The 24,187-nt window shown below is 60.0% G+C and carries 24 protein-coding genes and 1 riboswitch; of the genes, 16 read left to right on the top strand and 8 right to left on the bottom strand.

The annotated features are described in order from the left end of the window. Positions 1 to 1,065 (bottom strand): nicotinate-nucleotide--dimethylbenzimidazole phosphoribosyltransferase, encoded by a 1,065-nt coding sequence (cobT, locus tag R0125_RS11145; protein ID WP_317238222.1) that lies wholly within the window; start codon positions 1,063 to 1,065, stop codon positions 1 to 3. A 156-nt stretch (positions 1,066 to 1,221) separates the two neighbouring features. Here cobT and cbiB point away from each other — a divergent pair, with 156 nt between their 5' ends. From cbiB to bluB, 9 genes are all read left to right on the top strand, one after another. Continuing rightward, positions 1,222 to 2,166 carry an adenosylcobinamide-phosphate synthase CbiB gene (gene cbiB / locus R0125_RS11140; protein WP_317238221.1) on the top strand — a complete coding sequence of 315 codons (945 nt, stop codon included), beginning with the start codon at positions 1,222 to 1,224 and terminating at the stop codon, positions 2,164 to 2,166. A 2-nt stretch (positions 2,167 to 2,168) separates the two neighbouring features. Continuing rightward, a complete protein-coding gene (cobD, locus tag R0125_RS11135; protein WP_248184772.1) occupies positions 2,169 to 3,212 on the top strand; it encodes a threonine-phosphate decarboxylase CobD in 1,044 nt (347 codons plus the stop codon). 15 nt (positions 3,213 to 3,227) lie between these two features. Then, a riboswitch (cobalamin riboswitch) is annotated at positions 3,228 to 3,437 on the top strand. Between the two features lie 152 nt (positions 3,438 to 3,589). Further along, positions 3,590 to 5,431, top strand: a complete 1,842-nt coding sequence (locus R0125_RS11130; RefSeq protein WP_248184751.1) for a TonB-dependent receptor domain-containing protein — start codon at positions 3,590 to 3,592, stop codon at positions 5,429 to 5,431. Between the two features lie 33 nt (positions 5,432 to 5,464). Next, a complete protein-coding gene (locus R0125_RS11125; RefSeq protein WP_317238220.1) occupies positions 5,465 to 6,361 on the top strand; it encodes a cobalamin-binding protein in 897 nt (298 codons plus the stop codon). Positions 6,362 to 6,376: 15 nt separating this feature from the next. Further along, complete coding sequence (locus R0125_RS11120) at positions 6,377 to 7,348, top strand: iron ABC transporter permease (RefSeq protein WP_317238219.1); 972 nt, start codon at positions 6,377 to 6,379, stop codon at positions 7,346 to 7,348. Then, positions 7,348 to 8,118 carry an ABC transporter ATP-binding protein gene (locus tag R0125_RS11115; protein WP_317238218.1) on the top strand — a complete coding sequence of 257 codons (771 nt, stop codon included), beginning with the start codon at positions 7,348 to 7,350 and terminating at the stop codon, positions 8,116 to 8,118. The genes R0125_RS11120 and R0125_RS11115 overlap by 1 nt, the downstream gene beginning before the upstream one ends. Before the next feature lie 48 nt (positions 8,119 to 8,166). Next, complete coding sequence (cobO, locus tag R0125_RS11110) at positions 8,167 to 8,778, top strand: cob(I)yrinic acid a,c-diamide adenosyltransferase (protein WP_317238217.1); 612 nt, start codon at positions 8,167 to 8,169, stop codon at positions 8,776 to 8,778. Between the two features lie 14 nt (positions 8,779 to 8,792). Continuing rightward, positions 8,793 to 10,283: a cobyric acid synthase gene (locus R0125_RS11105; RefSeq protein ID WP_317238216.1), complete on the top strand. Its 1,491-nt coding sequence runs from the start codon at positions 8,793 to 8,795 to the stop codon at positions 10,281 to 10,283. Next, a complete protein-coding gene (gene bluB / locus R0125_RS11100; protein WP_317238215.1) occupies positions 10,280 to 10,990 on the top strand; it encodes a 5,6-dimethylbenzimidazole synthase in 711 nt (236 codons plus the stop codon). Before R0125_RS11105 ends, bluB begins: the two co-directional genes overlap by 4 nt. A 32-nt stretch (positions 10,991 to 11,022) precedes the next feature. Here bluB and R0125_RS11095 read toward each other — a convergent pair whose 3' ends face one another. After that, entirely contained in the window at positions 11,023 to 11,790 is a 768-nt protein-coding gene (locus R0125_RS11095) for an adenosylcobinamide-GDP ribazoletransferase (protein WP_317238214.1), read from the bottom strand. An 81-nt stretch (positions 11,791 to 11,871) separates the two neighbouring features. Then, a complete protein-coding gene (locus R0125_RS11090; RefSeq protein ID WP_317238213.1) occupies positions 11,872 to 12,855 on the bottom strand; it encodes an integron integrase in 984 nt (327 codons plus the stop codon). 627 nt (positions 12,856 to 13,482) lie between these two features. On the opposite strand from R0125_RS11090, the gene R0125_RS11085 reads away from it, so the two are divergent. Continuing rightward, entirely contained in the window at positions 13,483 to 14,406 is a 924-nt protein-coding gene (locus R0125_RS11085; protein WP_317238212.1) for a hypothetical protein, read from the top strand. A 147-nt stretch (positions 14,407 to 14,553) separates the two neighbouring features. Continuing rightward, positions 14,554 to 15,249, top strand: a complete 696-nt coding sequence (locus tag R0125_RS11080) for a hypothetical protein (RefSeq protein ID WP_317238211.1) — start codon at positions 14,554 to 14,556, stop codon at positions 15,247 to 15,249. A gap of 86 nt (positions 15,250 to 15,335) precedes the next feature. On the opposite strand, the gene R0125_RS11075 is transcribed toward R0125_RS11080, so the two are convergent. Next, positions 15,336 to 15,452 carry a type II toxin-antitoxin system YoeB family toxin gene (locus tag R0125_RS11075; RefSeq protein ID WP_317238483.1) on the bottom strand — a complete coding sequence of 39 codons (117 nt, stop codon included), beginning with the start codon at positions 15,450 to 15,452 and terminating at the stop codon, positions 15,336 to 15,338. 167 nt (positions 15,453 to 15,619) lie between these two features. Between R0125_RS11075 and R0125_RS11070 the strand changes: the two genes are divergently transcribed. Further along, a complete protein-coding gene (locus R0125_RS11070; protein WP_317238210.1) occupies positions 15,620 to 16,063 on the top strand; it encodes a YtoQ family protein in 444 nt (147 codons plus the stop codon). Positions 16,064 to 16,310: 247 nt separating this feature from the next. Further along, a complete protein-coding gene (locus R0125_RS11065) occupies positions 16,311 to 17,312 on the top strand; it encodes a pyridoxamine 5'-phosphate oxidase family protein (protein ID WP_317238209.1) in 1,002 nt (333 codons plus the stop codon). Between the two features lie 32 nt (positions 17,313 to 17,344). On the opposite strand, the gene R0125_RS11060 is transcribed toward R0125_RS11065, so the two are convergent. Both R0125_RS11060 and R0125_RS11055 read right to left on the bottom strand, forming a co-directional pair. Continuing rightward, positions 17,345 to 17,923, bottom strand: a complete 579-nt coding sequence (locus tag R0125_RS11060; protein ID WP_317238208.1) for an MOSC domain-containing protein — start codon at positions 17,921 to 17,923, stop codon at positions 17,345 to 17,347. Next, on the bottom strand, positions 17,920 to 18,270 hold the full coding sequence (locus R0125_RS11055; RefSeq protein WP_317238207.1) for an MOSC N-terminal beta barrel domain-containing protein: 351 nt from the start codon (positions 18,268 to 18,270) through the stop codon (positions 17,920 to 17,922). Before R0125_RS11055 ends, R0125_RS11060 begins: the two co-directional genes overlap by 4 nt. A gap of 197 nt (positions 18,271 to 18,467) precedes the next feature. Here R0125_RS11055 and R0125_RS11050 point away from each other — a divergent pair, with 197 nt between their 5' ends. Together R0125_RS11050 and R0125_RS11045 are read left to right on the top strand one after the other, a co-directional pair. Continuing rightward, positions 18,468 to 18,809, top strand: coding sequence for a DUF2834 domain-containing protein (locus tag R0125_RS11050; protein WP_317238206.1), 342 nt, complete (start codon positions 18,468 to 18,470; stop codon positions 18,807 to 18,809). Positions 18,810 to 18,833: 24 nt separating this feature from the next. Continuing rightward, complete coding sequence (locus tag R0125_RS11045) at positions 18,834 to 20,756, top strand: monovalent cation:proton antiporter-2 (CPA2) family protein (protein WP_248183105.1); 1,923 nt, start codon at positions 18,834 to 18,836, stop codon at positions 20,754 to 20,756. A gap of 4 nt (positions 20,757 to 20,760) precedes the next feature. Here R0125_RS11045 and R0125_RS11040 read toward each other — a convergent pair whose 3' ends face one another. Next, positions 20,761 to 21,948: a fatty acid desaturase family protein gene (locus R0125_RS11040; protein ID WP_248183108.1), complete on the bottom strand. Its 1,188-nt coding sequence runs from the start codon at positions 21,946 to 21,948 to the stop codon at positions 20,761 to 20,763. A gap of 11 nt (positions 21,949 to 21,959) precedes the next feature. Further along, a complete protein-coding gene (locus R0125_RS11035; protein WP_317238205.1) occupies positions 21,960 to 23,087 on the bottom strand; it encodes a ferredoxin reductase in 1,128 nt (375 codons plus the stop codon). Positions 23,088 to 23,336: 249 nt separating this feature from the next. Between R0125_RS11035 and R0125_RS11030 the strand changes: the two genes are divergently transcribed. Next, on the top strand, positions 23,337 to 24,158 hold the full coding sequence (locus R0125_RS11030) for a methyltransferase, TIGR04325 family (protein WP_317238204.1): 822 nt from the start codon (positions 23,337 to 23,339) through the stop codon (positions 24,156 to 24,158). The last annotated feature ends 29 nt before the right edge of the window (positions 24,159 to 24,187 follow it).

The raw sequence follows: 24,187 nt of genomic DNA, 5'->3' as shown, positions 1-24,187 counted from the left end.
TCAGGAGGTGGCGTTTTTATTGCTGACACCGGCATCGGCAAAGCTGGCCATGGTGTTGTGCAGAGCACAGGCTGACCGCAGCAGGGGAACCGCCACGGCCGCACCACTGCCTTCACCCAGGCGCATACCCAGATCCAGCAAGGGGCTGGCATCCAGCGCGTCCAGTATTCGGGCGTGCCCCGGCTCTGCTGAGCGGTGAGCGAACAGCAGCCAGTCCCGCAGGCCCGGCTGCTGGTGCACGCCGACCAGCGCGGCGACCGAGACAATGTAACCGTCCACCAGCACCGGAATACCCCGCGCCGCGCAACCCAGCAGGGCGCCGGTCAGTGCGGCAATTTCGAAGCCGCCGAGTGAGGCCAGAACCGTCAGGGGGTCGGTGCTGTCGCCGTGTCGTGCCAGGGCCCGAGCGACCACCTGAGCTTTATGGGAAACCCCCGCCCTGTCCAGCCCCGTACCGGGGCCGACCAGGTGTTCCGGCGTGGCCTTCAGCAGGGCGCAAGCCAGGGCGGCGGCACTGGTGGTATTGCCGATGCCCATGTCACCACCGATAAACAGCCGGCATTCTGCGTTGGCGGCACGCTCGGCCGCCGCATCGCCACTGGCCAGCGCGGCACACACCTGGTCTTCCGTCATCGCGTTGGTCACCGCCAGGTTGGCGGTCGCCGGCGCAATCTGTTCATTACGCACGCCGGGTAACCCCGGCACTTCGCCCACCGTGCCCAGGTTGACCACCTCCAGCAACGCTCCCAGCTGGTTTGCCAGAACGCTGATGGCCGCGCCGCCTCCGGCGAAGTTGGCGATCATCTGCGCCGTGACTTCCTGTGGAAACGCGGACACACCCTCTTCGCAGACACCGTGGTCGCCGGCGAATACGGTGATCTGCACCGGGTCCACTGTCGGTTGTTCCGCCCCTTGCAAGCCGGCCAACTGGATGGCCAGTTGTTCCAGCTGCCCGAGGGAACCCGGTGGCTTGGTCAGCACCTGCTGGCGCTCTGTTGCCAGCCGGGCACTCTGTGCATTGGGTGTGGACAGCCGCTGGGTCCAGCTTGGAGGCAGATTGGGCATGGGTAATTCCTGGCGGGTGAAAACAGGGAATGGTCTACCCCGCCCGAAAAGGTGTCAAGGCCGACAGTGACTCGGTTAAACTCCAGTCTGCTCAACGAATTCCTTGCTCCCAAGTTTTGTTTGCTTAAGAGAGATGCTGCCGATTTGAGCGCCTTTATGTTCTCTGTGATTGTGTGCCTTGCCGCCGTGTTGCTGGATCGCTGGCTGGGGGAGCCCCGCCGTTGGCATCCGCTGGTGGGGTTCGGGCGTGTGGCCACGGCGCTGGAGCGACGGTTGAACCGCAAGCCGGAGCAGGCAGGCCGCTCAATGGCTCTGGGGCTATTAGGGCTGCTGGCGGCTGTTTTGCCGGTGCTTATCCTGGCTGAGCTGCTGCGATTCACTCTGAGCGGATGGGCTTATCTGTTGTTCCAGACTGTGGTGTTGTATGCCGCCATCGCGATCCGCGGGCTGACAGAGCATGGCCGCGCGGTGTCAGACGCCTTGCATGGCGGTGACCTGGCGCTTGCGCGGGACCAGGTGGGCCGGATTGTCAGCCGCAAGGCCAGTGAGCTGGATGAGCACGGCGTCGCGACCGCGGCCAGTGAATCCATGCTGGAGAACGGGGCAGATGCGGTGTTTGCCAGCCTGTTCTGGTTTCTGGTGGCGGGTGTCCCCGGGGTATTGCTGCACCGGATGGTCAACACCCTGGATGCCATGTGGGGGTATCGCAACCCACGGTTTCTGTATTTCGGGCGGGCGGCGGCGCGGCTGGATGACGTGCTGAACTGGATACCGGCCCGGCTCACCGCGCTGACCTTCATCCTGCTGGGCAACACCTGCGCAGGGTGGCAGTGCTGGCGCACGCAGGCGGCGGTCTGGGACAGCCCCAACGCCGGCCCGGTGATGGCGGCGGGTGCTGGTGCGCTGGGGGTTTCGCTGGGTGGCCCGGCACCCTATGCCTCCGGTGTCAGGCCGCGGCCGGCCCTGGGCCGTGGCCCGGCGGCCACGGCGGCGACCATCGATGACGCCATCGGTCTGGTGCGCCGGGGCGTGTGGCTCTGGCTTGCTGTGCTGGGCACGGTGGCCATACTGTTTAATCTGGTTTCGGGGGGCGCGCTGTGAGTATGCCGGACAAGCCCCATCACGGTGGCCGGTTAAATGAGGCCGCGCGGCGCTGGGGCATTCCCCGCAGTGACTGGCTGGATCTGTCCACCGGCATCAATCCGCAAGGCTGGCCGGTGCCCGACCTGCCCGCAGACATCTGGCAACGGCTGCCGGAAAGCGACGACGGCCTGGAACAGGCTGTATGTCACTGGGCCGGTGCAGGGGAAAGCGCCCGTTGCGTGGCGGTACCCGGGAGCCAGGCGGCTATCATGGCGCTGCCTGGCCTGCGTTCGGTCTGCCGCGTGGGGGTTCCGCAGCCCGGGTACCGCGAACACGGTTACTGGTGGGCCCGCGCCGGCCATCAGGTGGTTCCTCTCAACCCGCAGCACATGGCCGGTGACGACGAACGCTGGCTGGATGAGCTGGATGTTGTGGTCTGGATCAACCCCAACAATCCCGACGGTCGGGTGATTCCTGCGGACCGACTTGCCCGCTGGTGTCAGCGGTTGCAGCAGCGCGGCGGCTGGCTGGTGGTGGATGAGGCCTTTGCCGACGGATACGACAACATCAGCCTGGCGCCGTATACCGGCATGCCGGGGCTGGTGGTGATGCGGTCGCTGGGCAAGTTCTTCGGTCTTGCTGGGGTGCGGGCCGGCGCAGTGTTGACGGAGGTGCCTGTTGCCGCAGCGCTGGAGGATGCCCTTGGTCCCTGGCCGCTGAGCGGCCCTGCCCGCTACGTGATGGCAGCGGCGCTGGCGGACGTCCCATGGCAAGCGGCAACCACACAGCGGCTGCAGCGAGACAGCCGCCGTCTGCATGAGCTTCTGGCCGGACACGGCTTGCCCGGCAGCCAGGGTACGCTGCTGTTCCGCTACCTTGCGCATCCCCGCGCATTGGCGATCACCGAGTCACTGGCCAGCCGGGGCATTCTGGTGCGTTCCTTCGATGCTCTCCATGCCCCGGATTCGCTGCCGGCGCTTCGGCTGGGGCTGCCCGGTCACGAGGATGAGTGGCAAACGCTGGCGCGGGGGCTGGCGGCTCTGGCAAATGTGATTGACCAGTGAGTGAGCAGTTGCTAGCCTTGCCGCTCGTTTTCAGGTGCTGCCGTGTAACGCTGCACGGAGTGAAACGGGAAGCCGGTTAAAGTCCGGCGCTGCCCCCGCAACGGTAAATGAGTTACAAGCGATCGAACGCGCCACTGTGCCTTGTGCATGGGAAGGTGATCGCTCCGGTTCATTCAGGTGAACCGCTCATAAGCCCGGAGACCGGCCTGTTAACACACCAGACGCTGCGGAGGGCAGCGGCGGTGGGTGAACCCAGCCTGTGTTCCATTCGCGGGCCGTCTCTGCCCACCTCCGTTCTGAACAGACCCTGTCTGTGCTTCGCAGCACCATAAAAACAAACCATACGGGTGCGTATGGTGTGCTAGCGAGTTCTCAATATGCGTTTTTCCAAGGCCATGCCGGTGCTGTTGGTGTCCGGCGTTCCTCTGGCGTTTTTGCCCATGTCCCCGGTGTCTGCTGATGATACCGCCACCTCCGAACTGGATCCTATTGTGGTGACTGCCACGCTTGGCCCCCGAACCATCGGCGAGAGTCTGTCGTCGGTGACGGTGGTAGAGGAAGACGCCATTCGCCGCCAGGCCCCGGTTGAATTCAAGGATCTGCTGCGCGGCCAGCCCGGTGTTGATGTGGTCACCAACGGTTCTTATGGCAAGAACACCAGCGTTTACACCCGGGGCACCACCACCGATTCCACCGTGTTTTTGATCGATGGCGTGCGCCTCAGGTCCGCTACCAGCGGTGGTGCCCCCTGGCAGTACTTCCCCACCGATCTGGTTGAGCGGGTGGAAATCGTGCGTGGCCCCCGCAGTGCGCTCTACGGCGCAGACGCGGTCGGCGGCGTCATCCAGGCTTTTACGCTGGATCCCGACTATGGCCGCAAAGGCTGGGTCGAAACCGGCGCCGGTAACTTTAATACCCAGAAAACCAGTGCCGGCGCGTCCGCCAGTGTCGGATCCACCCGCTTCAGCCTCAGTGGCCTGCATCAGGAAACCGACGGCACCGCCGTTGTGGAAGGTGGCGAAGACAAAGGCTTTCGCAACAGCGCAGGCGTTGGCCGTATCGTGCACGAGTTGCCCAATGGCGGCGAAGCCAGTGCGGTGATGGTGCAATCCGAAGGCAGCACCGCGTTTGACGGGGGTGACTCCGACTTCCTGATCCGCACGGTCGGGTTGCGGCTGGACACTCCGATCAGTGACTACTGGAACAGTTCCATTCAGCTGTCGGAATCGACCGATGAGCAGGATAACTTCTTTGACTTTGGTGACACCTTCTTCAACACCAAAACCCGCACCGCCCGCTGGGAAAATACTTTCACTGCCGGAGTTCACGAATTTGCGGTCGGGGGTGAGCTGCAATCCGATGAAGTGGACAGCTCCATCGAGTTCGATGAAGACAGCCGTTCCAACGCGGCCCTGTTCGGCCAGTTACGCCTCAACTTCGGGCCAACGGATGTGCAGCTGTCTCTGCGCGGCGATGACAACGAAGCCTATGGCCGTCAGGAAACCGGTGGCATTGCGCTCGGCCATTCCTTTGACCGCTCGCATCGGGTGCGCGTGAGCTACGGTACCTCGTTCCGGGCACCGACCTTCAACGACCTCTATTACCCGCTGGAGGTCTTCAGTTTCGGCGGAACCTACGCCGGTAACCCGGACCTCAAGCCCGAGGAAGGCCGCAGCGGTGAGATCGGCATCAGCGGTCGGTACGAGCGCTGGTATTGGGATGTGGCCGTGTATCAGCTGGATGTGGATGACCTGATCGATCTGCAGTCTGACGGCGGCGACCTGCGCCCGGTGAACGTCAATGAGGCGCGGATTCGCGGCATCGAACTGGGTTCCGGTTTCCGCGCCAACGACTGGGACCTGGCGGTGAGTCTCACCCTGCTCGATCCCCGTGATCGTGACACCGACAACCGTCTGCGCCGACGCAGCCACCAGTCCCTGCGAGTGGATCTGGACCGGGCACTGGGTGCCTGGACCCTGGGTGGCACCGTGCAGGCCAGCGGCTATCGCTACGACGATGCCGCCAACGAGGACCGTTTGCCGGGCTATGCCACACTCGATCTGCGGGCCGGCTGGGAGTTTGCCCGTGACTGGCATGCCCGCCTGACGCTGCAGAATGTCACCGACAAGGAATACGCCACGGCGTTGCGTTTTGACGGCGCTGACTACCTGGCCGCCGGCCGGGCCGGTTTCCTGTCGGTTCGTTACGACTTCCGATAACCTTCACAAGAAGGATTCCGACCGGACCGCGCCATGCCCAATGCCCTCAGAACACTGACCTTTACCGTGACCGGCGCGCTGACCCTGTGGCCGGCACCGGTGCTTGCCGGCCCGGTGTGTGCCACGGATGATACCGGCACCGAAGTCTGCCTGGCGCAGCCGGCGAGTCGCATCGCGGCGTTGTCTCCCGGCGCCACCGAACTGGTCTGGGCCGCCGGTGCCGGCGACAAGGTGGTCGCGGTGGTGTCCTTCAGTGATTACCCGGACGCCGCCAAAGAGGTCACTTCCGTGGGCAGCCACACCCGCATGGATCTGGAGCGGCTGATGCAACTGCAGCCGGATCTGGTGATCGGCTGGGTAACCGGTAACCCGCCGGAACAGCTCGAAGCCCTGGCGGAACTGGGGTTGCCGGTATTCTCCATTGAACCCCGCACCTTTGAGGCGGTATCCCACACCATCGAGCGGCTGGCCACCTTGGCCGGCACCGAAGCGGACGGGTTCGCGGAAGCCGGGCGCTTCCGCCAGGGCATCGCCGGGCTGGAACGCGAATACCGTGATGCGGAGCCGGTGCCCGTGTTCTATCAGGTCTGGGACGAACCCCTGATGACGGTGAACAACGAGCATCTGATCGGCAAGGTGATCACCCTGTGTGGTGGCGTCAATGTGTTTGGCGATCTGGATCGCCTGGTGCCACGGATCAGCCCGGAGGCGGTGATCGGTGCCAACCCGGAAGCTATCCTCGCTGGCGGCATGGGGGAAGAGAACCGGCACTGGCTGACCCGCTGGGAGGCGTTTCCCGGTATCGAGGCCACCACTCGAGATAACCTTTATTTCATTCCGCCCTCCCTGGTGCAGCGCCCGACGCCGCGCCTGCTGGAAGGCTCCCGACTGTTCTGCCAAAAACTGGACGAAGCCCGTGGCAAGCGCTGAGCGGAGGCCATCGTCATGAGCCGGCCGTTGCTCAAGCCGCTGCTGATTCTGGCGCTGGCGAGCCTGGCGGCCATGGTGCTGTCGGTGGGTACCGGCAGCGTCAGCGTGGCGCCGGGACAGGTGCTGGCGGTGCTACTGGGGGAGGGCAGTAACCTCGAGCAGACCCTGGTGCTGGAACTGCGCCTGCCCCGCACCCTGTCGGCATTTGCCACCGGCGGACTGCTCGCCGTGGCCGGGGCATTGATGCAGGTGCTGCTGCGCAACCCGCTGGCCGACCCCTACGTGCTCGGTCTGTCCGGCGGCGCTGCTGTGGGCGCGCTGTTGGCGATGCTGGCGGGGCTGGGCGGTTTGATCGTGTCCGGTTCGGCGTTTGCCGGCGCCCTGCTGGCGACCCTGATGGTGTTCGGCCTGGCCCACGGTACCGGCAGCTGGACCCCGTCGCGGTTACTGCTTACCGGTGTGGTGGTGGCCGCCGGTTGGGGCGCGGTGATCACCCTGATGCTGGCCATCAGCCCGGCCCAGCGTCTGCCGGGCATGTTGTACTGGCTGATGGGGGATGTGTCCTACGCCCGCTCGCCGTGGCCGGCGCTGGGTTTGCTGTTTCTGGTGTGTCTGCTGGTGCTGCCACTGGGCCGCAGCCTGAACGTGCTGGCCCGCGGCCCTATGCAGGCGGCGGCCCTCGGCGTGGCAGTGCGCCCGCTGGAGTGGACGATCTACATCCTTGCCAGCCTGCTGACCGCGACCGCCGTCACCATGGCCGGCAGCATCGGCTTTGTCGGGCTGGTGGTGCCCCATATGCTGCGGCTGGTGCTGGGCAATGACCAGCGCCTGATTCTGCCGGCCTGTGCCCTGGCCGGCGGCACCCTGCTGGTGCTGGCGGACACCCTGGCACGGATAGTGATTGCGCCGGAGCAGTTGCCGGTGGGGGTCATTACCGCCCTGCTGGGGGTGCCGACATTCCTTTACCTGCTGTACCGGAGCCGCTGATGAATCCGTTACGGGCAAAAGAACTGGTGATCGACATCCCCGGCCGCGGCGACGGCCAGCCTCTGAACTTTTCGGTGGAGCCGGGGCAGATGTGGGGCGTGCTGGGCCCGAACGGTGCCGGCAAGACCACTCTGCTGCATACTCTGGCCGGTCTGCGCGCGCCGCGGCATGGGGCCGTTCATCTGGGTGAACAGTCACTGACCGAACTCCGGCGCCGGCGGATTTCCCGGCACCTGGGGCTGGTGTTTCAGGAGCGGCAGGACGGCTTTCCGGCCACGGTGCTGGAAACCGCGCTGATTGGTCGCCACCCCTGGCTGTCGCCCTGGCAGATGGAATCCGGGGATGATGAGCGCCTCGCGCGGCAGGCCCTGGAGCAACTGGATGTGGGCCATTTGAGCGACCGCCTGGTGAACACACTCTCCGGTGGCGAACGCCAGCGCGTGGCCATCGCCACCGTGCTGACCCAGGCGCCGGATATCTGGTTGCTGGATGAACCCAGCAATCACCTGGACCTGCACCATCAGGTTTCGGTGCTGGAGTTGCTCACCGATCAGGCCCGTGGCGGGCGATCGGTGTTCATGTGCCTGCATGACCTGAATCTGGCGGCCCGCTGGTGTGATCATCTGTTGCTGCTCTACCCCAATGGCGACGTGTGCTGGGGGCCGGCGGAGCGGATGCTGGTGCCCACGGCGCTGGAACGGCTGTATGGCCAGAAACTGATCACCGTGGAAGCCGATGGCGCACCGGTGTTTGTGCCGGTCAGATCGTGAACCCCGGAAGGCCTGACCCTTCATCGCTGAACCCTGAGGAGACACACCATGCGTGAACGTGCCAAAGACTCCGAACGCCATGCCCGCCGCATGGAAGCCAAGCAGAGAATCATGCAGGAGCGCATCGCCCGCGCCCAGAAAGAGCAGGGCGTGCTGCTGGTGCTGACCGGCCCCGGCAAGGGCAAGAGCAGCTCCGGTTTCGGTATGGTGGCGCGGGCCCTGGGGCACGGCATGAAAGTCGGCATCGTGCAGTTCATCAAAGGTGCCTTCAGTACCGGCGAACACGCGTTCTTCCGGGATCTGCCCAACGTGGACTACCACGTGATGGGCCAGGGCTACACCTGGGACACCAAGAACCGGGAGCAGGATGTGGAAGCTGCCGGCGCTGCCTGGGAAGTGGCTGCCGCCATGCTGAAGGATGACCGCTACGACCTGATCCTGCTGGACGAACTCAACATCGCCCTGAAGTACGACTACATCGACCTGGACCGGGTGCTGGATGATCTGCAGGCGCGGCCGGAGATGCAGCACGTGGTGGTCACCGGCCGGTCCGCACCCCAGGAATTGGTGGATCTGGCGGACACGGTGACCGAGATGGGTGTGGTCAAGCACGCCTTCAAGGATCAGGGCGTGAAAGCCCAGAAAGGCGTAGAGCTGTAACAGGCCGGAACCCCATGACCACACTGATGATACAGGGCACCACCTCCGACGCCGGCAAGACCACGGTGGTGGCCGCCTTGTGCCGCTGGCTGGCGCGCCAGGGCGTGTCGGTGGCGCCGTTCAAGCCCCAGAACATGGCCCTGAACAGTGCCGTGACCGTGGACGGCGGCGAGATCGGTCGCTCCACCGCGCTGCAGGCCCTGGCCTGTGGCCTGGAACCCCACAGCGACATGAACCCGGTGCTGCTCAAGCCCCAGAGCGACTGCGGCGCCCAGGTGATTCTGCGGGGCCAGGTCCACGGCAATATGGACGCGCTGGACTATCACGCCTACAAGGCGGAGGCGATGGCGTCGGTGATGGCCGCCTGGCGGGATCTGAGTGCACACTATGACGTGATCATCGCCGAGGGCGCCGGCAGCCCCGCCGAGATCAACCTGCGCGCCAACGACATTGCCAACATGGGCTTCGCCGAAGCGGCGGATTGCCCGGTGCTGCTGGTTGGCGATATCGACAAGGGCGGCGTTTTTGCGCAACTGGTGGGCACCCTGGCGCTGATCTCCGACAGTGAACGGGCACGCACCCGCGGGTTTATCATCAACCGCTTCCGCGGCGACATTGGCCTGCTGGAACCGGGGCTGGACTGGCTGGCTGAACGCACCGGCAAACCGGTGACCGGCGTGCTGCCCTACCTGCACGGGCTGGTGATCGACGCCGAAGACAGCTTGGGCACCAGCGGCCGCAGCGAGGCCGGTGCGCTGAACGTGATCGTGCCGGTGCTGCCCCGCATCAGTAACCACAACGACTTCGACCCCTTGCGCCTGCATCCGGGGGTCAATCTGCAGTTTATCGGTCCCGATCAGCCGATTCCGCCGGCCGACCTGATCCTGCTGCCCGGCAGCAAAAGCACCCGCCACGACCTGCAGTGGCTGCAGGCGCAGGGCTGGCCCGCGGCCATCCGCAAGCACCTGCGCTACGGCGGCAAGGTGTTTGCCATCTGCGGTGGCTTCCAGATGCTGGGCACCGCGGTGGACGACCCGGACGGACTGGAAGGCGAGGCCGGCCGCAGCGAAGGCCTGGGCCTGCTCGACATGACCACCCGCATGGTGGCCGGCAAGCAGCTGAAGAATGTGAGCGGCACTCTGGCCCTGGGCCCCGATGCCGTTCACTTCACCGGTTACGAAATGCACAACGGCGTGACCACCGGTCCCGCACTGGCGCGCCCACTGGCCTTACTGGATGGCCGGCCGGATGGCGCCATCAGCGCGGATGGTCAGGTGGCGGGCACCTACGTGCACGGCATTTTCGATCAACCGGACGCCTGCCGCGCGATCCTGCAGTGGGCCGGACTGGTGGCGGGCACCGAGCTGGCCGCCGCGGCCGTGGATTATCAGCAGCACCGGCAACAGCAACTGGACCGGCTGGCGGACCTGGTGGAAGACCATCTGGATACCGACTGGCTGCGCGACCTGCTGGGCCTTGGCAAACAGGACACCCAACACCCATGACCGATCACAACCGACCCTTCAGCGACGACGAGCGGGATGGCTTGTACCGTGCCATCTACGAACGGCGGGATGTGCGCTCCCAGTTCCTGCCGGATCCGATCCCGGCGGACGTACTGGCCCGGTTGCTCAATGCCGCCCACCACGCGCCCTCGGTGGGGTTCATGCAGCCGTGGGATTTTATCGTGATCGACAGCACCGAGGTACGAAAGGCCGTTCTCGACAGTTTCGAGGAAGAAAACCGCAAAGCCGCCGATAACTACCGCGGCGAACGCAACAGCCGCTACAAAAGCCTGAAGCTGCAGGGCATTCTGGAAAGCCCTATCAACCTCTGCATCACCTGCGACCGCGGCCGTGGCGGCACCCACGTGCTGGGCCGCAACTCCATCGTCGAAACCGATCTGTTCAGCACCTGCCTGGCGGTTCAGAACCTGTGGCTGGCCGCCCGGGCCGAGGGCATCGGCGTCGGCTGGGTCAGCATTCTGGATCAGCACCGGCTTGCCCGCACCTTGCAGCTGCCGGAGCAGGTGTATCCCCTGGCTTATCTCTGTCTGGGGTACGTCAGCGAGTTTCTGGATCAGCCGGAACTGCAGGCCAAAGGCTGGCGTTCACGGTTACCGCTGGAAGAGCTGGTGCATGGCAACGGCTGGGGCCAGCCCCTCGACAATGCACCGCTGAGCGCGGCGATCAAGACCCGGCAGGAAGACTGAGCCGGCTCAAAGCGCTGCGCCCGCCGTGCGGGTCACGCTCCGCTGGCAAGGCCCAGTAGCAGCACCAGTTCGGCGAACACCACGCTGGCACCCAGAGTGTCACCGGTGTAACCCCCCAGCTGTTTTTGCAGGTACAGGCCCCAGGCGGTGGCGACTCCGGCGGTGGCCACCACACTCCAGAGCAGGATGCTGACCGCGAACCCCGCAAGCAGCGCCGCCGCGGCAGCGGTAAACGCAGCGGCGTACAGCAGCCGGGTGCGGGAGAAATCGTCCGCCACCGGTTTGCTCTTGCTCTTGTCCGGATCGGTGACATACGGCAGGAACGCCATGATCAGCAGCGGCGTGAGCCGCGCCACCATGGGTGACAACAGCAGCGCCAGCCACACCACCCGGGAATCGGCCAGCAAGGCCACTTTCAGTGCCAGCGCAATGATCAGCGCCACTGTGCCGTAGGTGCCGATGCGGCTGTCTTTCATGATCCGCAGCCGGGCCTCCAGCGAGTAGCCGCCACCAAGCGCGTCGACGCTGTCTGCCAGCCCGTCCTCATGAAAAGCCCCGGTAATCCACAGGTGAAACCCGGTGACCAGAACCAGGCACACCAGCGGGCTCCAGACCTGGGCCAGCGCGAGATAAAGCCCCGTGTAAAGCCCCCCAAGCAACAGGCCGACCACCGGAAAGTACACGGCACTCTGGTTCATCAGGCGGTCGGAGTAATCGATGCGCACAAGCATGGGAATACGGCTGAGGAATCCAACGGCCAGCCAGAAGGCCTGCCATTCTCTGCTGATGATCTGCTTCATGGTCGCTGGGCTTTTGGCTCTTGATTGGATGGCGGGAGTCAGTGGAATGCTAGTGTAACACTGCGGCACCTATGTGCCTGCTCAGGCATCCAGAGGGCTGCTGATGCCTCGCTCATGAGTGCCGACCACATGGGTGTAAATCTGTGTAGTGGAAATGTCATTGTGCCCCAGCAATTCCTGAATGCTGCGGATATCGGTACCGCGCTTCAGCAGATTGGTGGCGAAACTGTGGCGAAAAGTGTGGCAGCTGGCTTTTTTGCGGATACCGGTGGCGCGAATGGCGTCGTTCACCGCACGGCGAACCTGCTGCTCACCAAGGTGATGACGGCGACGAATGCCTGAGCGCGGATCAACCGACAGCCGCAGCGCCGGAAACACATATTGCCAGGCGGGACTGCGAGCCGCCCCGGGGTACTTCTTGTTTAATGCCTGGGGCATGTAGACCTCTCCGAAGCCGTCTTCCAGGTCTTGTTGGTGAAGCGCGAGAGCGTACTCCACCTGATTCTTCAGGCTCTCACAAATAGAGGCGGGCAAGATCGTACGTCGCCATTTGTCGCCCTTGGTTTCACGCACAAACAGGCACGGTTCCGAAAAGTCCACATCCTGAACCCGCAAGCGCGCTGCCTCCATCACCCGCAAACCAGAGCCGTACATCAGGCTGGCGACCAGCCGGTGGATGCCCTGCATATTCGACAACACGGTCATCGCTTCCTCGTGACTGAACACCGTCGGCAACTTGCGGCCCCGGGAAGTATTGATGAACTGAAGCTCGCCCAGCTCTCTGCCTAGAAACTGGTGATACATGAAAACCACCGCATTCAGAGCCGTTTTCTGTGTGTTCACCGCCACATTGCGGTTATTCGCCAGATGACTCAGCCAGGCATTTACCTCTTCCGCCCCCATGGATTCCGGATGGCGCTTGTCGTGGAACCGGATAAATTCCCGTACCCAGTTGCAGTAGGTTTTCTCCGTGCGGTAAGCCAGGTGCCGGGCGCGAATAAATGCGCGGAAGCGGTCCATGAAACGGGTCGGGATAGCGGGCAGTGGGACTGGAATGTCATCCATGAATACAAGTCCTGTTTTATGCTGTATATCCATACAGTTTATGTGGGGCTTGTGGTGTTGGCAACTGGAAAAATGATCATTGCGACCATGAACTGGGTGAGTTTGTGAAAATCCGTAATTTTCCTTTTCTGATCAGTGGGATGGAAAGGCGCCGGAAAAAGTGGATAGTGGTCATTATGATCATTTTTGTTTGGGACGGTTGTCAGGAAAACAGCCAGAACTTATTGACCTGACGGGGTTTTCTGCCTAATTTTGGGGAATTGTTGAAATGAGATATGAGTCATGGGAAAAGTGATCATTGGGACTCATATACAAATGTTATGCGCCAATGCATCATGGCGGTTTAGGTAAACTATAAATTGAAAGTCAGTGCCACGGAAAGGGCAGTCATTCTGTAGCGTTTACTCAACGCACATATCTGGTAGTTTATTTCTTGGTAGTCATGTTTGGCGTCATCGCTGTTGCTGTGTGGTTGCCACAAGCAGCGTAAATTGTCGCCATAACAAGTGAAGGCACGCGACCCAATACACTCCGCCTGAGTTTTGTGCGGAAAAATACTCGCACAAAACCCAAGCTCCGGCATTGGGCGCGTGCTTCAAGCGTTAGCACTACAAGGAGGTATTGAGTTTGCCTGAAAGATTAGAACTTACCAAGAACGCTCAATTCTATGTCCCTAAGAATACAATTGATGATTCAGTCATAAATGACATACTTGGCGCTGCTGTTGATAATATGGATACAGGTGCGCAGTTTGTTGTGGATTTATTCAGGGAGGAAAAGAGTGTCGAAGAGTCTGATTTGAACTACAAGTGCTCCGTTCGAGTATTTCCCTCCGTTCGACCAGTATATTTTATTGATGAAGCCCTAGAAGACAGGGTTTATGCTTTTATCTTAATGATAGAATATAAAAACTATTTAGCTATCTTTAAGAAGAGCTGTGCAAATATATCAGAACTCATTAAAGAACATTTTACATTAGTTGATAGTAGTGGATTGACCGCCACATTTAATGATAACGATGTTGAATTTCAAAAAATTGCTTTAAGAAATATGACTGTTTCAGATAGAGCTATGAGAGCTCGATCTTATGAGGCGGCTGATCTAAAGGGTTTACTTTCAACGCATTCTGCCGGGAGGTCAATTCCGTTCTATTTAAAGCTGAGACAAGGGGCCATCACCAAGACAATTTCTGGTACAGGCCGCCTCGTTGAGTCATCTCAAAGAAAATCTCTGGATGAAATTGCGGAATGGGTAAAAGAACAAGTTGAGTTAATTGAAAATCCATCAAATGAAAATAATTTTCTTGATTCATTCGCAAAAAAGGTTGAGCTAAGTGATGTGCTGGATATATGTGAACCTAGCGCTATTCTTGTAGAGAGTACGCCCCTTTATGAAAGAATTGAAAGGGATGGTCTTACTTTAAAGTACAAGACAGCTCGAAATGTAAATGTGGTCGTATCGTCAAGGGTTAAAAATAAACTTTTCGCCGCTCTTGAGAATGTATATGAACTCGACTCTGAGTGTAAGGTTGTCGGAAGGGAAACTTGTTAACGACTTAGGAAGAATGAAAAAAGCTTAACTTTAACATCTAAAGCCCTGACTAAGTTTCGAGTTATTGAAAATGGAAAAGAAATTACGCTGCAGAAGTTTATAGTCAAGAATGGATTTTACAGCGTAACTTTTACAGACCCAAAGTTTATGTATTTTATGGGGTCTTGCTTTGAGGATTCTTCAGGTATTTCTGAAATAAATAGTATTTTGGAAATATTGCACCCTAAACCTGAAATACCTACAGTAACTTCAGAAAAAGGCAGCTTTACTACAGCGAGTACAGAGTTTGATGCTGATTCAATGTTCGGCGTGGTTGAGAGCTTACATCAAGGTGATGATTATATCCTTTGTGATGATTTAGGCATTGAGTGGGCTGACCATATAACTTTAAATAAAACTGAATCTAACATTAATTTTATACATTCAAAGCACGGCAGTAGTAGCACCTCGGCAAGCAACCTTCATGATGTAGTTGGGCAAGGAATTAAGAACTTAGGGAATATGTATTTTACAAAAGAACAGATGGTAGAGCGTATAAACGGGAAGTTCTCAAATAAATATAATAGCAATGGCAACAACACAAGTATCACCAGAATACGAAAAGGGGACGCTGCATTAGCAGAAGGTTACTTAGATGGGTTGTTAAAAGACTATAAACTTCATAGGAAGTGTATTTTAAGCTGTTCTTTTCTATCCAAATCAGCAGTGACCATTGAGTTTTCAAAAATTAAGCGCGGAGAGTCAGTGTCAGGACATGTAATTCAGCTCCTCTGGATTATTTCATCATTCGCACATGCTGTTAAGGATATGAATGCAATCCCAATCATATATTGTGCAGACTAATAGTGCTAACAAGGCCAGGCACGCGACGGCTACTGCATTGCGGCTTCGCCTCCATTCCGTAGCCGCGCATGCTGGCTGGCGTTAAATCAGTAGTGGTACCGAAGCTGGGCGAGGAGCAAAGCGTCATCCGTGACCTTGTAAACCATTCGGTGTTCTTCGTTGATTCGGTTAAGAGTCTTTTTATCGGTTTTCTGCCAGTACAGATAGTCTTCCCGGGCGTTCTCGGAGAAGAGTAATCTCCTTCAAGAAGGTCCGATTTATACCTTCCCAGAGAGTTGGCTGAGATGCTGTGAAGCGGCAAGCTATGGTAGTGTCTCACCGGTTCAAGGCTCCCCATTAACGTTATCCGATGACAACCTAGGAGAACCCCATGATCTGGACTGTTTATCTTTCCGGCGAAATCCACACGGACTGGCGCGAACAGATTAAGGCCCGAGCAGAAGCCGCGGGCTTGCCGGTGGAATTCACCGCCCCGGTCACTAATCACGAAGCCAGCGACGCAGCAGGCGATATGCTGGGTAAACCAGACGTAGGCTTCTGGCGTGATCATCAGTCATCCAAAGTAAACGGTATTCGCACTAAGATGATGCTTGAGCAGTGCGACCTGGCGGTCATTCGCTTCGGTGACAAGTACAAACAGTGGAACGCAGCCTTTGACGCCGGTTACTGTGCCGCTATGGGTACGCCCTATGTCACCCTGCACAATGACGACATTGTTCACCCGCTGAAAGAAGTAGATGCATCCGCCATGGGGTGGGCGCAGACGCCTGAGCAGGTGGTTGAGATTCTGAAGTACGTTACGACAGCCCAGTAGAATCTGGCGTCTCTAACTGCGAAGGACGGCCAATGAGAATTCAGGATCTTCCGGGCATAGAGCTTCCAATCATTCAAGCGCCAATGCCGCGCCCACCATTACCCGGGATCAGCTGATCCGGACTCATGATTTTTGGCATCCTTTCAGGCCAGATCCTGCCCCGGTGGATTGAATACGTGGCGACCGCGGTAGACACTGGAGTCCATACACTCGTGTGATGGACAGGGTAAGGTGGAGCAGCCGGGATATGAAACTGACCAGTATTGAAGAGGTGCAAAAAAGAGTCGGCGTTCTGCCTGCTCCTCGAGACCTGAAAGTCATCGACCATGTGGACGAGCATGCCAGGCGTTGGCTGTCCTACGCCAATTTCGCGTTCATCGGATTTGGCAGGGCCGGGAATATCCAGCTTACACCAGCGGGGAGCGAGCGAGCCTTTGCAACGGTAGTGGATTCCGGACATCTGCAGATTCCCCTCGCCGTGCTGGATGATGCGAACATCGTTGAGCCTGGTCTGTCTTTTGGTTCGTTGTTCATGGTGAGCGGTATGGACGAGACCTTGCGGGTCAACGGCACGGTGTCCCACGTAGCCGATGGCTATGCGACCCTGAAAGTAGCCGAGTGTTACCTGCATTGCGCCAAATCGTTCCGCCGCTCCGATTTCTGGTTGCCATCGTCCGTAGGGCAGTCACAGGGGGAGCTGTCAGATTTCATCAGGCAGTCCAGATTTCTGGTGTTGGCGAGCATCAACAGTCGTGGGGAGGCGGATGTCAGTCCCAAGGGTGACCCGGCGCATCTGCTGATTCAGGAAGATGAGGGTGTCCTTTATCTCTCTGATCGACCGGGTAACCGGCGGATAGACAGCTTCCGTAACATTCTTGAGCAGCCGGGGGTGAGCGTTCTGGCCCTGATGCCGGGCTGTGAAGATGTGCTTGAGCTCAGGGGCAAAGCGGAGCTGTGCAGTGATGATCACCTCCTGCAGCGATTCGAAATAAACGGCAAAAAGCCAAAGCTCATCATTAAAATACGACCGGCCTCACTGCGGATAAGGCCGAGCCCTGCGATTACCAGGTCTGCTCTTTGGCCCTCGAAAAAAGGCCCCGGAGACCTGGTGCCCTCAGACATTTTCAAAGCGCACATACAACGAAGCAAAGACAGCTCACTGAAAGCAAAGGTGGCCCGTGCCGCGGTGTCTTTGCCTGGCGCCATGGAGAAGGGGCTGGAGCTGGACTATAAAAAGAACCTGTACTGACCCGGTTGCGGACCACACCCGCCTCGTGCGCGCTAACGCCGGTTGGTGAGGCGATCGATCAATTTGAAGGAACTCTGGATCGCCCGGTTTCTTACTTTGGATGAGAGGGCGTCCACGCGTCGTAACGCGTCCGAGCGATTGGACGGCTCCAGCCGCACTGCATCACCCTCGCGGATCATGCCGGGTTTCAGCACGGAAATGTTCACGCCCAGGTGGCGCTGGGTGTGAGCTTCCAGGGCGCGGAGTACTTTGGCGTCTTTTGTGATGGCAACCTGTGGTTGAGCGGGCATGGAGCAGCGCACGGTGCGCGACACCACTTTCAGCACGACCTCACCGATGTAGAGCTTACCGTCTACCCATTGAAATTCTTCAAACCCGGCGACGCCCTGAGGTGTTTCTATAAGCAGGTTGGGCCGGAAGCGCTCAACCCGGAAATCCCCCTCGGGCTCCAGTTCCTTCAATGTTTCAAGGGATCCGCTGGTCAGTAAGTGCAGGGGATAAACGTCGTGATAACGCCCCAGCGGCGTTGTGAAAATGGCCAGTTCCATCATCATTCGCCAGCTGACCGAGGACATATCCGGCAGCTCTTTGGTGGCAAACTGTTTTTTCATCGCCGTGGCGCCCGCCGGCTGACGGGTTTGCCAATCGCCTCGCTCAATACGGCGTTCACATTGTCATCGGTGCTGTTCACCGTGCGGCCATCCGGCAGCTCGATGGTCACAGGGGGAACGCGGTCTGAGTTCGACGCCTCTGGGTACCGGGCTTTAAACTTCAGGAGTTTGGGGAGTTTTCTGACGGTGCTCAGCTCCCCGAGGGATTCATCTTTCAGTGCCCAATGACGGTCGCCCGACATTCCGGCTTTACCGATGAAGCTTTCGGTGACTCTGGCGCCCTCCATGGACTTGACTGGATAACGCCACAACTCTTTGACCCGACCGACTTCTATCCGCTCTTTCACGCTTGGTACCTGTTTTTCAAGTTGCTGTCGTTCGGAGTGCAACGACGGTTGCCCTGTTTTCAAGGATGTCGCGACGGCTTAACGAAGCCAAGGCTACACCGGGCCCGATACACCCGATAAGATAGAAGAGTTCATGATTGATCAAAAGCCTTATGGCCTTAAAGTTACGTTTCTCACCCAATCAGGAGAGTTCTGGAATGCCCGAGTCAATCTTCAAGGCAAGTTTGGTCCTCGCCCTTCTTTTCTTCACGGGCTTTTTTGCGTTGGTTGTCGTGCCTCCGCTTCTTGAAAATCCCGATGTATGGGGCGCTTTGGCGGCGGGCTTTGTTAACCCTTACGCCAGCGGTTACTCAACAGACGTGCTTGTTTGCTGGTTCATTCTTGCCAGTTGGGTGGTTTACGAGGCCAAAACGCTTTCCGTCCGTAACGGCTGGGTATGCCTGGTTCTTGGTGTGGTACCGGGGGTGGCGGTCGGGTTTGCCGCGTATTTGTTGCTGCGAGCACGGCAGATCAAGCAGGTCAGACGCAGCAATCCATAACCCAATAAAAACGGAGCCATACCCATGACGGAATACTTCATCCAGGCCTTTATCTATCTGCTGGCGGCGGTAGTCGCGGTGCCGCTGGCCAAGCGCCTGGGGCTGGGGTCGGTGTTGGGCTACCTGGTGGCCGGTGTGGTGATCGGGCCGGTCACCGGCCTGGTGGGCCAGGAAACCGCCACTATCCAGCACTTCGCGGAATTCGGGGTGGTGATGATGCTGTTTCTGGTCGGCATGGAGCTGGACCCGAAATCCCTCTGGGCCATGCGGGTGCGTTTGCTGGGCCTGGGAGGCCTGCAGGTGGTGCTGACCTCTCTGGCGGGTATGGCCATCGCCTGGTGGCTGGCATTGCCATGGCAGACCACGGTGGCGGTGGGGCTGATCTTCTCGCTGTCGTCCACCGCCATCGTTTTGCAGACCCTGAACGAGAAAGGCTTGAGCAAGACTCAAGGCGGCCGCAGTGCCTTCTCGGTGTTGTTGTTCCAGGACATTGCCGTTATTCCCATGCTGGCGGTGATTCCGCTGCTGACTATTGCCGGGCTGGCCGCGGTGGGGGGTGGCGACGCCGGGCATCACGGCAGTTTCAGTCTGGTGGCGGATCTGCCCGGCTGGGCCCACGGGTTGGTGGTGATCGGCGCCGTGGCGTCGGTGATTGTCGGCGGTCATTACCTGAGCCGCCCCCTGTTCCGCTACGTGGTGCAGTCCGGTATGCGGGAGGTGTTTACCGCCATGGCGCTGATGCTGGTCATCGGCATCGCGGCACTGATGAGCCTGGTGAACCTGTCGCCGGCTCTGGGCGCGTTCCTGGCAGGTGTGGTGCTGGCCAACAGTGAGTTCCGCCATGAGCTTGAAGCCAACATCGAGCCGTTCAAGGGGCTGCTGTTGGGCTTGTTTTTCATCACCGTGGGTGCCGGCATTAATTTTGAGGTGCTGTCGGCACAATGGGGCACGGTGCTGGCGCTGGGGTTGCTGGTGATTGCGGTGAAGGCGGGCATCTTGCTGTTGCTTGCGCTGCTGTTCCGGATCCGTGGCCGCGATGGCTGGCTGTTTACGCTGGGGCTGGCGCAGGCCGGCGAGTTCGGGTTCGTGCTGCTGACCTACAGCATGCAGAACCGGGTAATACCCACGGACATTGCCCAGGTCCTGGCGCTGGTGGTGGCGCTGTCGATGTTCCTTACGCCGTTGTTGTTCATCGCCTACGACCGCCTGATTCTGCCGCGCTACCGCGATGCACAAAACCAGGAACAACGGGCGGCGGATACCATTGAGGAGCAGGCTCCGGTGATCGTGGCCGGTGTGGGGCGCTTCGGCCAGATTGTTTGCCGCTTGCTGCGGGCCAACAACATCCCGATCGTGGCGCTGGATCTGGCACTGGACCAGATCGAAAACCTGCGCCGCATCAATATCAAAAGCTACTTTGGCGACGCCAGCCGGATGGACCTGCTGGAAACCGCCGGTATCGCCAATGCGCGCTTGCTGGTGGTGGCGATTGACAACCGCGAGCGGGCCGTGGCGCTGGTGCATCAGGTCAAACAGCACTTCCCGGGGGTGTGGGTGTTGGCGCGGGCGTTTGACCGGGGCCATGGCTACGATCTCAGGGCGGCGGGCGCCGATGACGTGATCAGTGAAACCTACCATTCCGCCCTCGAACTTGGCGGTCAGGCGTTGACGGCCTTTGGTGTGCATCCCCTGCGCGCGCGGCAGATGACCTGGGCTTTCGTCAACAACGAAAAGGCGCACGAAGCGGAACTGGCGGACGCGTGGCAAGACATCGAGTCCGGCATCAGTTTCAGCCCGCGCTATGGCGAACTGTTTATGAAGCTGGAGGAGGCACTCAGTGACGTGATGAAGCAGGAATGGGAGGCGCCGAGCCAGGCGGAGGTGCCCTTGTGGGCGCCGCCGGAACGCGCACAGCGCCCGGCGACCGCCCCAAGGGTTGATGAGTGACCGGTCAGGCGCGGGCGACTTCCGGCTGCGGTCGGCCGCCGGGGAAGGCCAGCCGCAGATTTTTCAGCCAGGTGGTGCCGAACTGGCGCCACAGCGACGCCCGGTTGTACGGCAGGCCGTAGCGGGCCGCCACCGCACGCACCCGTTGCGAGGCTTCCGGATAGCGGTTGCTGCACATGTCCGGGAACAGGTGGTGCTCGATCTGGTGGCTCAGGTTGCCGGACAGCACATGGAACAGGCTGCCACCGGTGATGTTGGCGGAACCCAGCAGCTGGCGCAGATACCACTGGCCGCGGGATTCGCCTTCTACCTGATCGGGGGTGAAGTTGTACACGCCCTCCGGGAAATGGCCGCAGAAAATGATCATGAAGGACCAGATGTTGCGAATGATGTTGGCAACGAAGTTCGCCCCGGCGACCAGCCCGAACACCAGCAGTGGCGAGGCTGGCACGACGAACGAAATCGGAATCGCCACCAGTGCCGCCAGCCCCGGCCACATGATGTAGTCTTTGCGGACCTGTCCCCAGATCTTGCGCCCGATACGGCGCGCCAGGGGCTTGAGTTCCGCCGGTTTCTTGCGACCCTCAACCACGTCCACCAGGGCCTGCTCATGCAGCGCCACACCTTCCTCGAAGAACAGCATCAGCAACAGGAAGTACACCGGCTGGGGCAGGTATTTCGGGTGCCATTTCTGTAACGGCGTGACCCGCATGATGCCGTACCCCACGTCCAGATCCTTTTCCAGCACGTTGGTCCAGGTGTGGTGCACCACGTTGTGGGAATGCATCCAGCGGTCCGAGGGGCTCATGGTGTCCCACTCCCAGGTGTTGGACTGGATCTCCGGATCCTTCATCCAGTCCCACTGGGCGTGCAGCACGTTGTGGGCGATCTCCATGTTTTCCAGGATCTTGGCGATGCCCAGCATGAAGGTGCCCAGCCCCATGATCAGCAGCGTGGCGGTCCAGCCCGCCAGGGCGTGGGGCCAGGCCGGCAGGAAGAACAGGCCGGCGTACATGAACAGGCGGCCGATCAGGGCCATGCTGCGCTGGGTGCGGATGATGCCGAGAATGTACTGGCGATCACTCTCGCCCCGGCTTTGCATGATGTCGTCATAGATCGACTCCATCTCGCGGCCGAATTCGTCGATCTGCTCGTCGGTGAGATCCACCGGCAGCGGTTTTTGGGTAGCCATGGTCTGTACTCCTAAAGATCCAGTTCGCAGTCACCCGCGGCCGCACAAACGCAGGTTTGCACGATGGCCCCGGTTTCGTTCAGCACTTCGCCGGTGCGCAGGTCGCGCACACATCCGGAGAGCAACCGGGTGTTGCAGGTATGGCAGATGCCCATGCGACAGCCATGGGGCGGATTCATGCCGGCGTCTTCGGCAACTCGCAGCAGGTTGGTCTCGCTGTCGGCGTCCACCGCCATATTGCTCCGGGCAAAGCGGACCTTGCCGCCCACCGCGTCCTGTGGAATCTCGGCAAAATCCGCCAGAAAGCGCTCGATGTGCAATCGGCGGCTGAGGCCGGCCTGCTCATACAGGCTCTCCAGGGCCGCCAGTAGCCCTGGCGGTCCGCAGGCGTAACAATCCCGCTCTTTCCAGTCGGGACACAGGGTGGCCAGCTGCTCTTCACTGAAATAGCCCTGGCTCTGTTTGTGCTCGCCGAATTCCTGGGTGTGTACTTCGTGCAGGTGATACTGCTTCTTGTCAGCGGCGAGCTGTCGCAGTTCCTTGCTGAAGATCACATCGAATTCGTGGGGGGCGTAATGTATGTGCACCGTGTCTGGCAGCCGCTGCTGGACGACCAGGCTTCTCAGCATGCTCATGGCCGGGGTGATGCCACTGCCGGCGGTGATGAACAGCGGCTGGATCGGTGAGGCATCGGGCAGGTAGAAGTCGCCCTGTGGCAGGCCGATGGGTAAGTAATCGCCCACTTTGATGTTGCGGACGATGTGCCGGGACACGCGCCCGCCCTCGATGATTTTCACCGTAATGGTAAAGCAGTCGTCGTTACGTTCCGGCGGCGACGAAATCGTGTAGGTGCGGGTGTAGTGCCGGCCCTCAATGGGAATGCCGATGCGAACGTGCTGGCCTGGCCGGTTCAGCCGCCAGTTCACACCGGGCCGCAGGGTGAGGGTGCGGGCGTCTTTGGTTTCGTCCCACACATCCACTACCTGTGCCTGCATCTGGTGGGTACTCCAGAGCGGGTTGACCAGTTCCACATAGTGGGACGTGCGCAACGGGTAGGCAAACATGTCGAGGACCCCGGTCAGCCTCTGGCGCCAGGTCGGTTGGTTTTCAGGAGTCTGCTGAGCTGAATTGGTCATCATTATTATTCTCTGGAAGCATGCTTTGAAGCGCTTATTGTTTGCAATGTGACATAGTTCAAGCTAGTTCACGGGGTGCGAGCTCACCACTTTTGTCGCAGGAACGGATAGCAGAAGGCCTGATAAGCCAAGAGCCAGACTAATCCCGGTTCGAATCCGCAATGCACCCCGGGGCGCCGGCATTGCGTGGCGCTGCATAGCGAAATGGATCTGCTAAGCTTCAAGAGAGTTGTCTCCCAGAGGGCAATCATCATGTATGAACGCGCAAAGGACTTATTGCATCAGTTCGAGCAGCTGCCTTTGATCAGCGAAGCGCTCGACCGGCGTTACGCCAAGCGTTTTGCCAGCGCGAACAACGCCAACCTGTTTCGCGGTGTCTACCCGGATTTTGCAACCGCCACCGCAGATGCGCCTGCCAGCAAACCCATCGGATACGATAACGAAGCCCCGGCGTCGGCGGAGATGTACCGTTTCCGCATGCGGGCCATCTCGCCGTGCGATTACCCGGTGGCCTTCTGGCTCAACAAGTTGATGCAGCCCGACCAGCGGTTGCTCGATTTCGGTGGTCATGTGGGCGTGCTGTATTACGCCCTGTCGCGGTACCTCGCCTTCCCGGAAGGCTTTGAATGGCAAATATACGATGTGCCGGCGGTGGTCCGGGAAGCGCGGAAATTTGCCATGGCCAATCACACGGCGGCCACCCTGAGTTTCTGCGATGACCTGAAACAGGCGCCGCCATGCGATTGGGTGCTGTTCTCCGGTTCGTTGCAATACGTGGAGGATTCCCTGAGTGCCATCATCGGACAGCTCCGACATCGACCGACGTACGTACTGATCAATATGCTGCCGGTTCACCCGACCCGGGGGTTTGTGACACTGCAGAATATCGGTACCGCGTTCTGTCCGTACAAGATCTACAGTGCGGTGGAGCTGGCGGCGGAGATCGGCAAACTTCATGGAGAGGTCGTGGATCACTGGAAAAACGCAGACAAGGCCTGCGCCATTCCGTTCCACGCGGAGCATTCTCTGGAGTATTACTGCGGTGAGCTTATCCGGCTGGATGCCGTGCACTGACGGCAATCCGGCGGTGGCAGAGCGCAAGG

Origin of the sequence: Marinobacter sp. M-5, assembly GCF_032911545.1 — a bacterium.
Classification (GTDB): domain Bacteria; phylum Pseudomonadota; class Gammaproteobacteria; order Pseudomonadales; family Oleiphilaceae; genus Marinobacter; species Marinobacter goseongensis.
The sequence above is the reverse complement of the archived record's forward strand: the minus strand, read 5'-3'. Positions and strand labels throughout refer to the sequence as shown.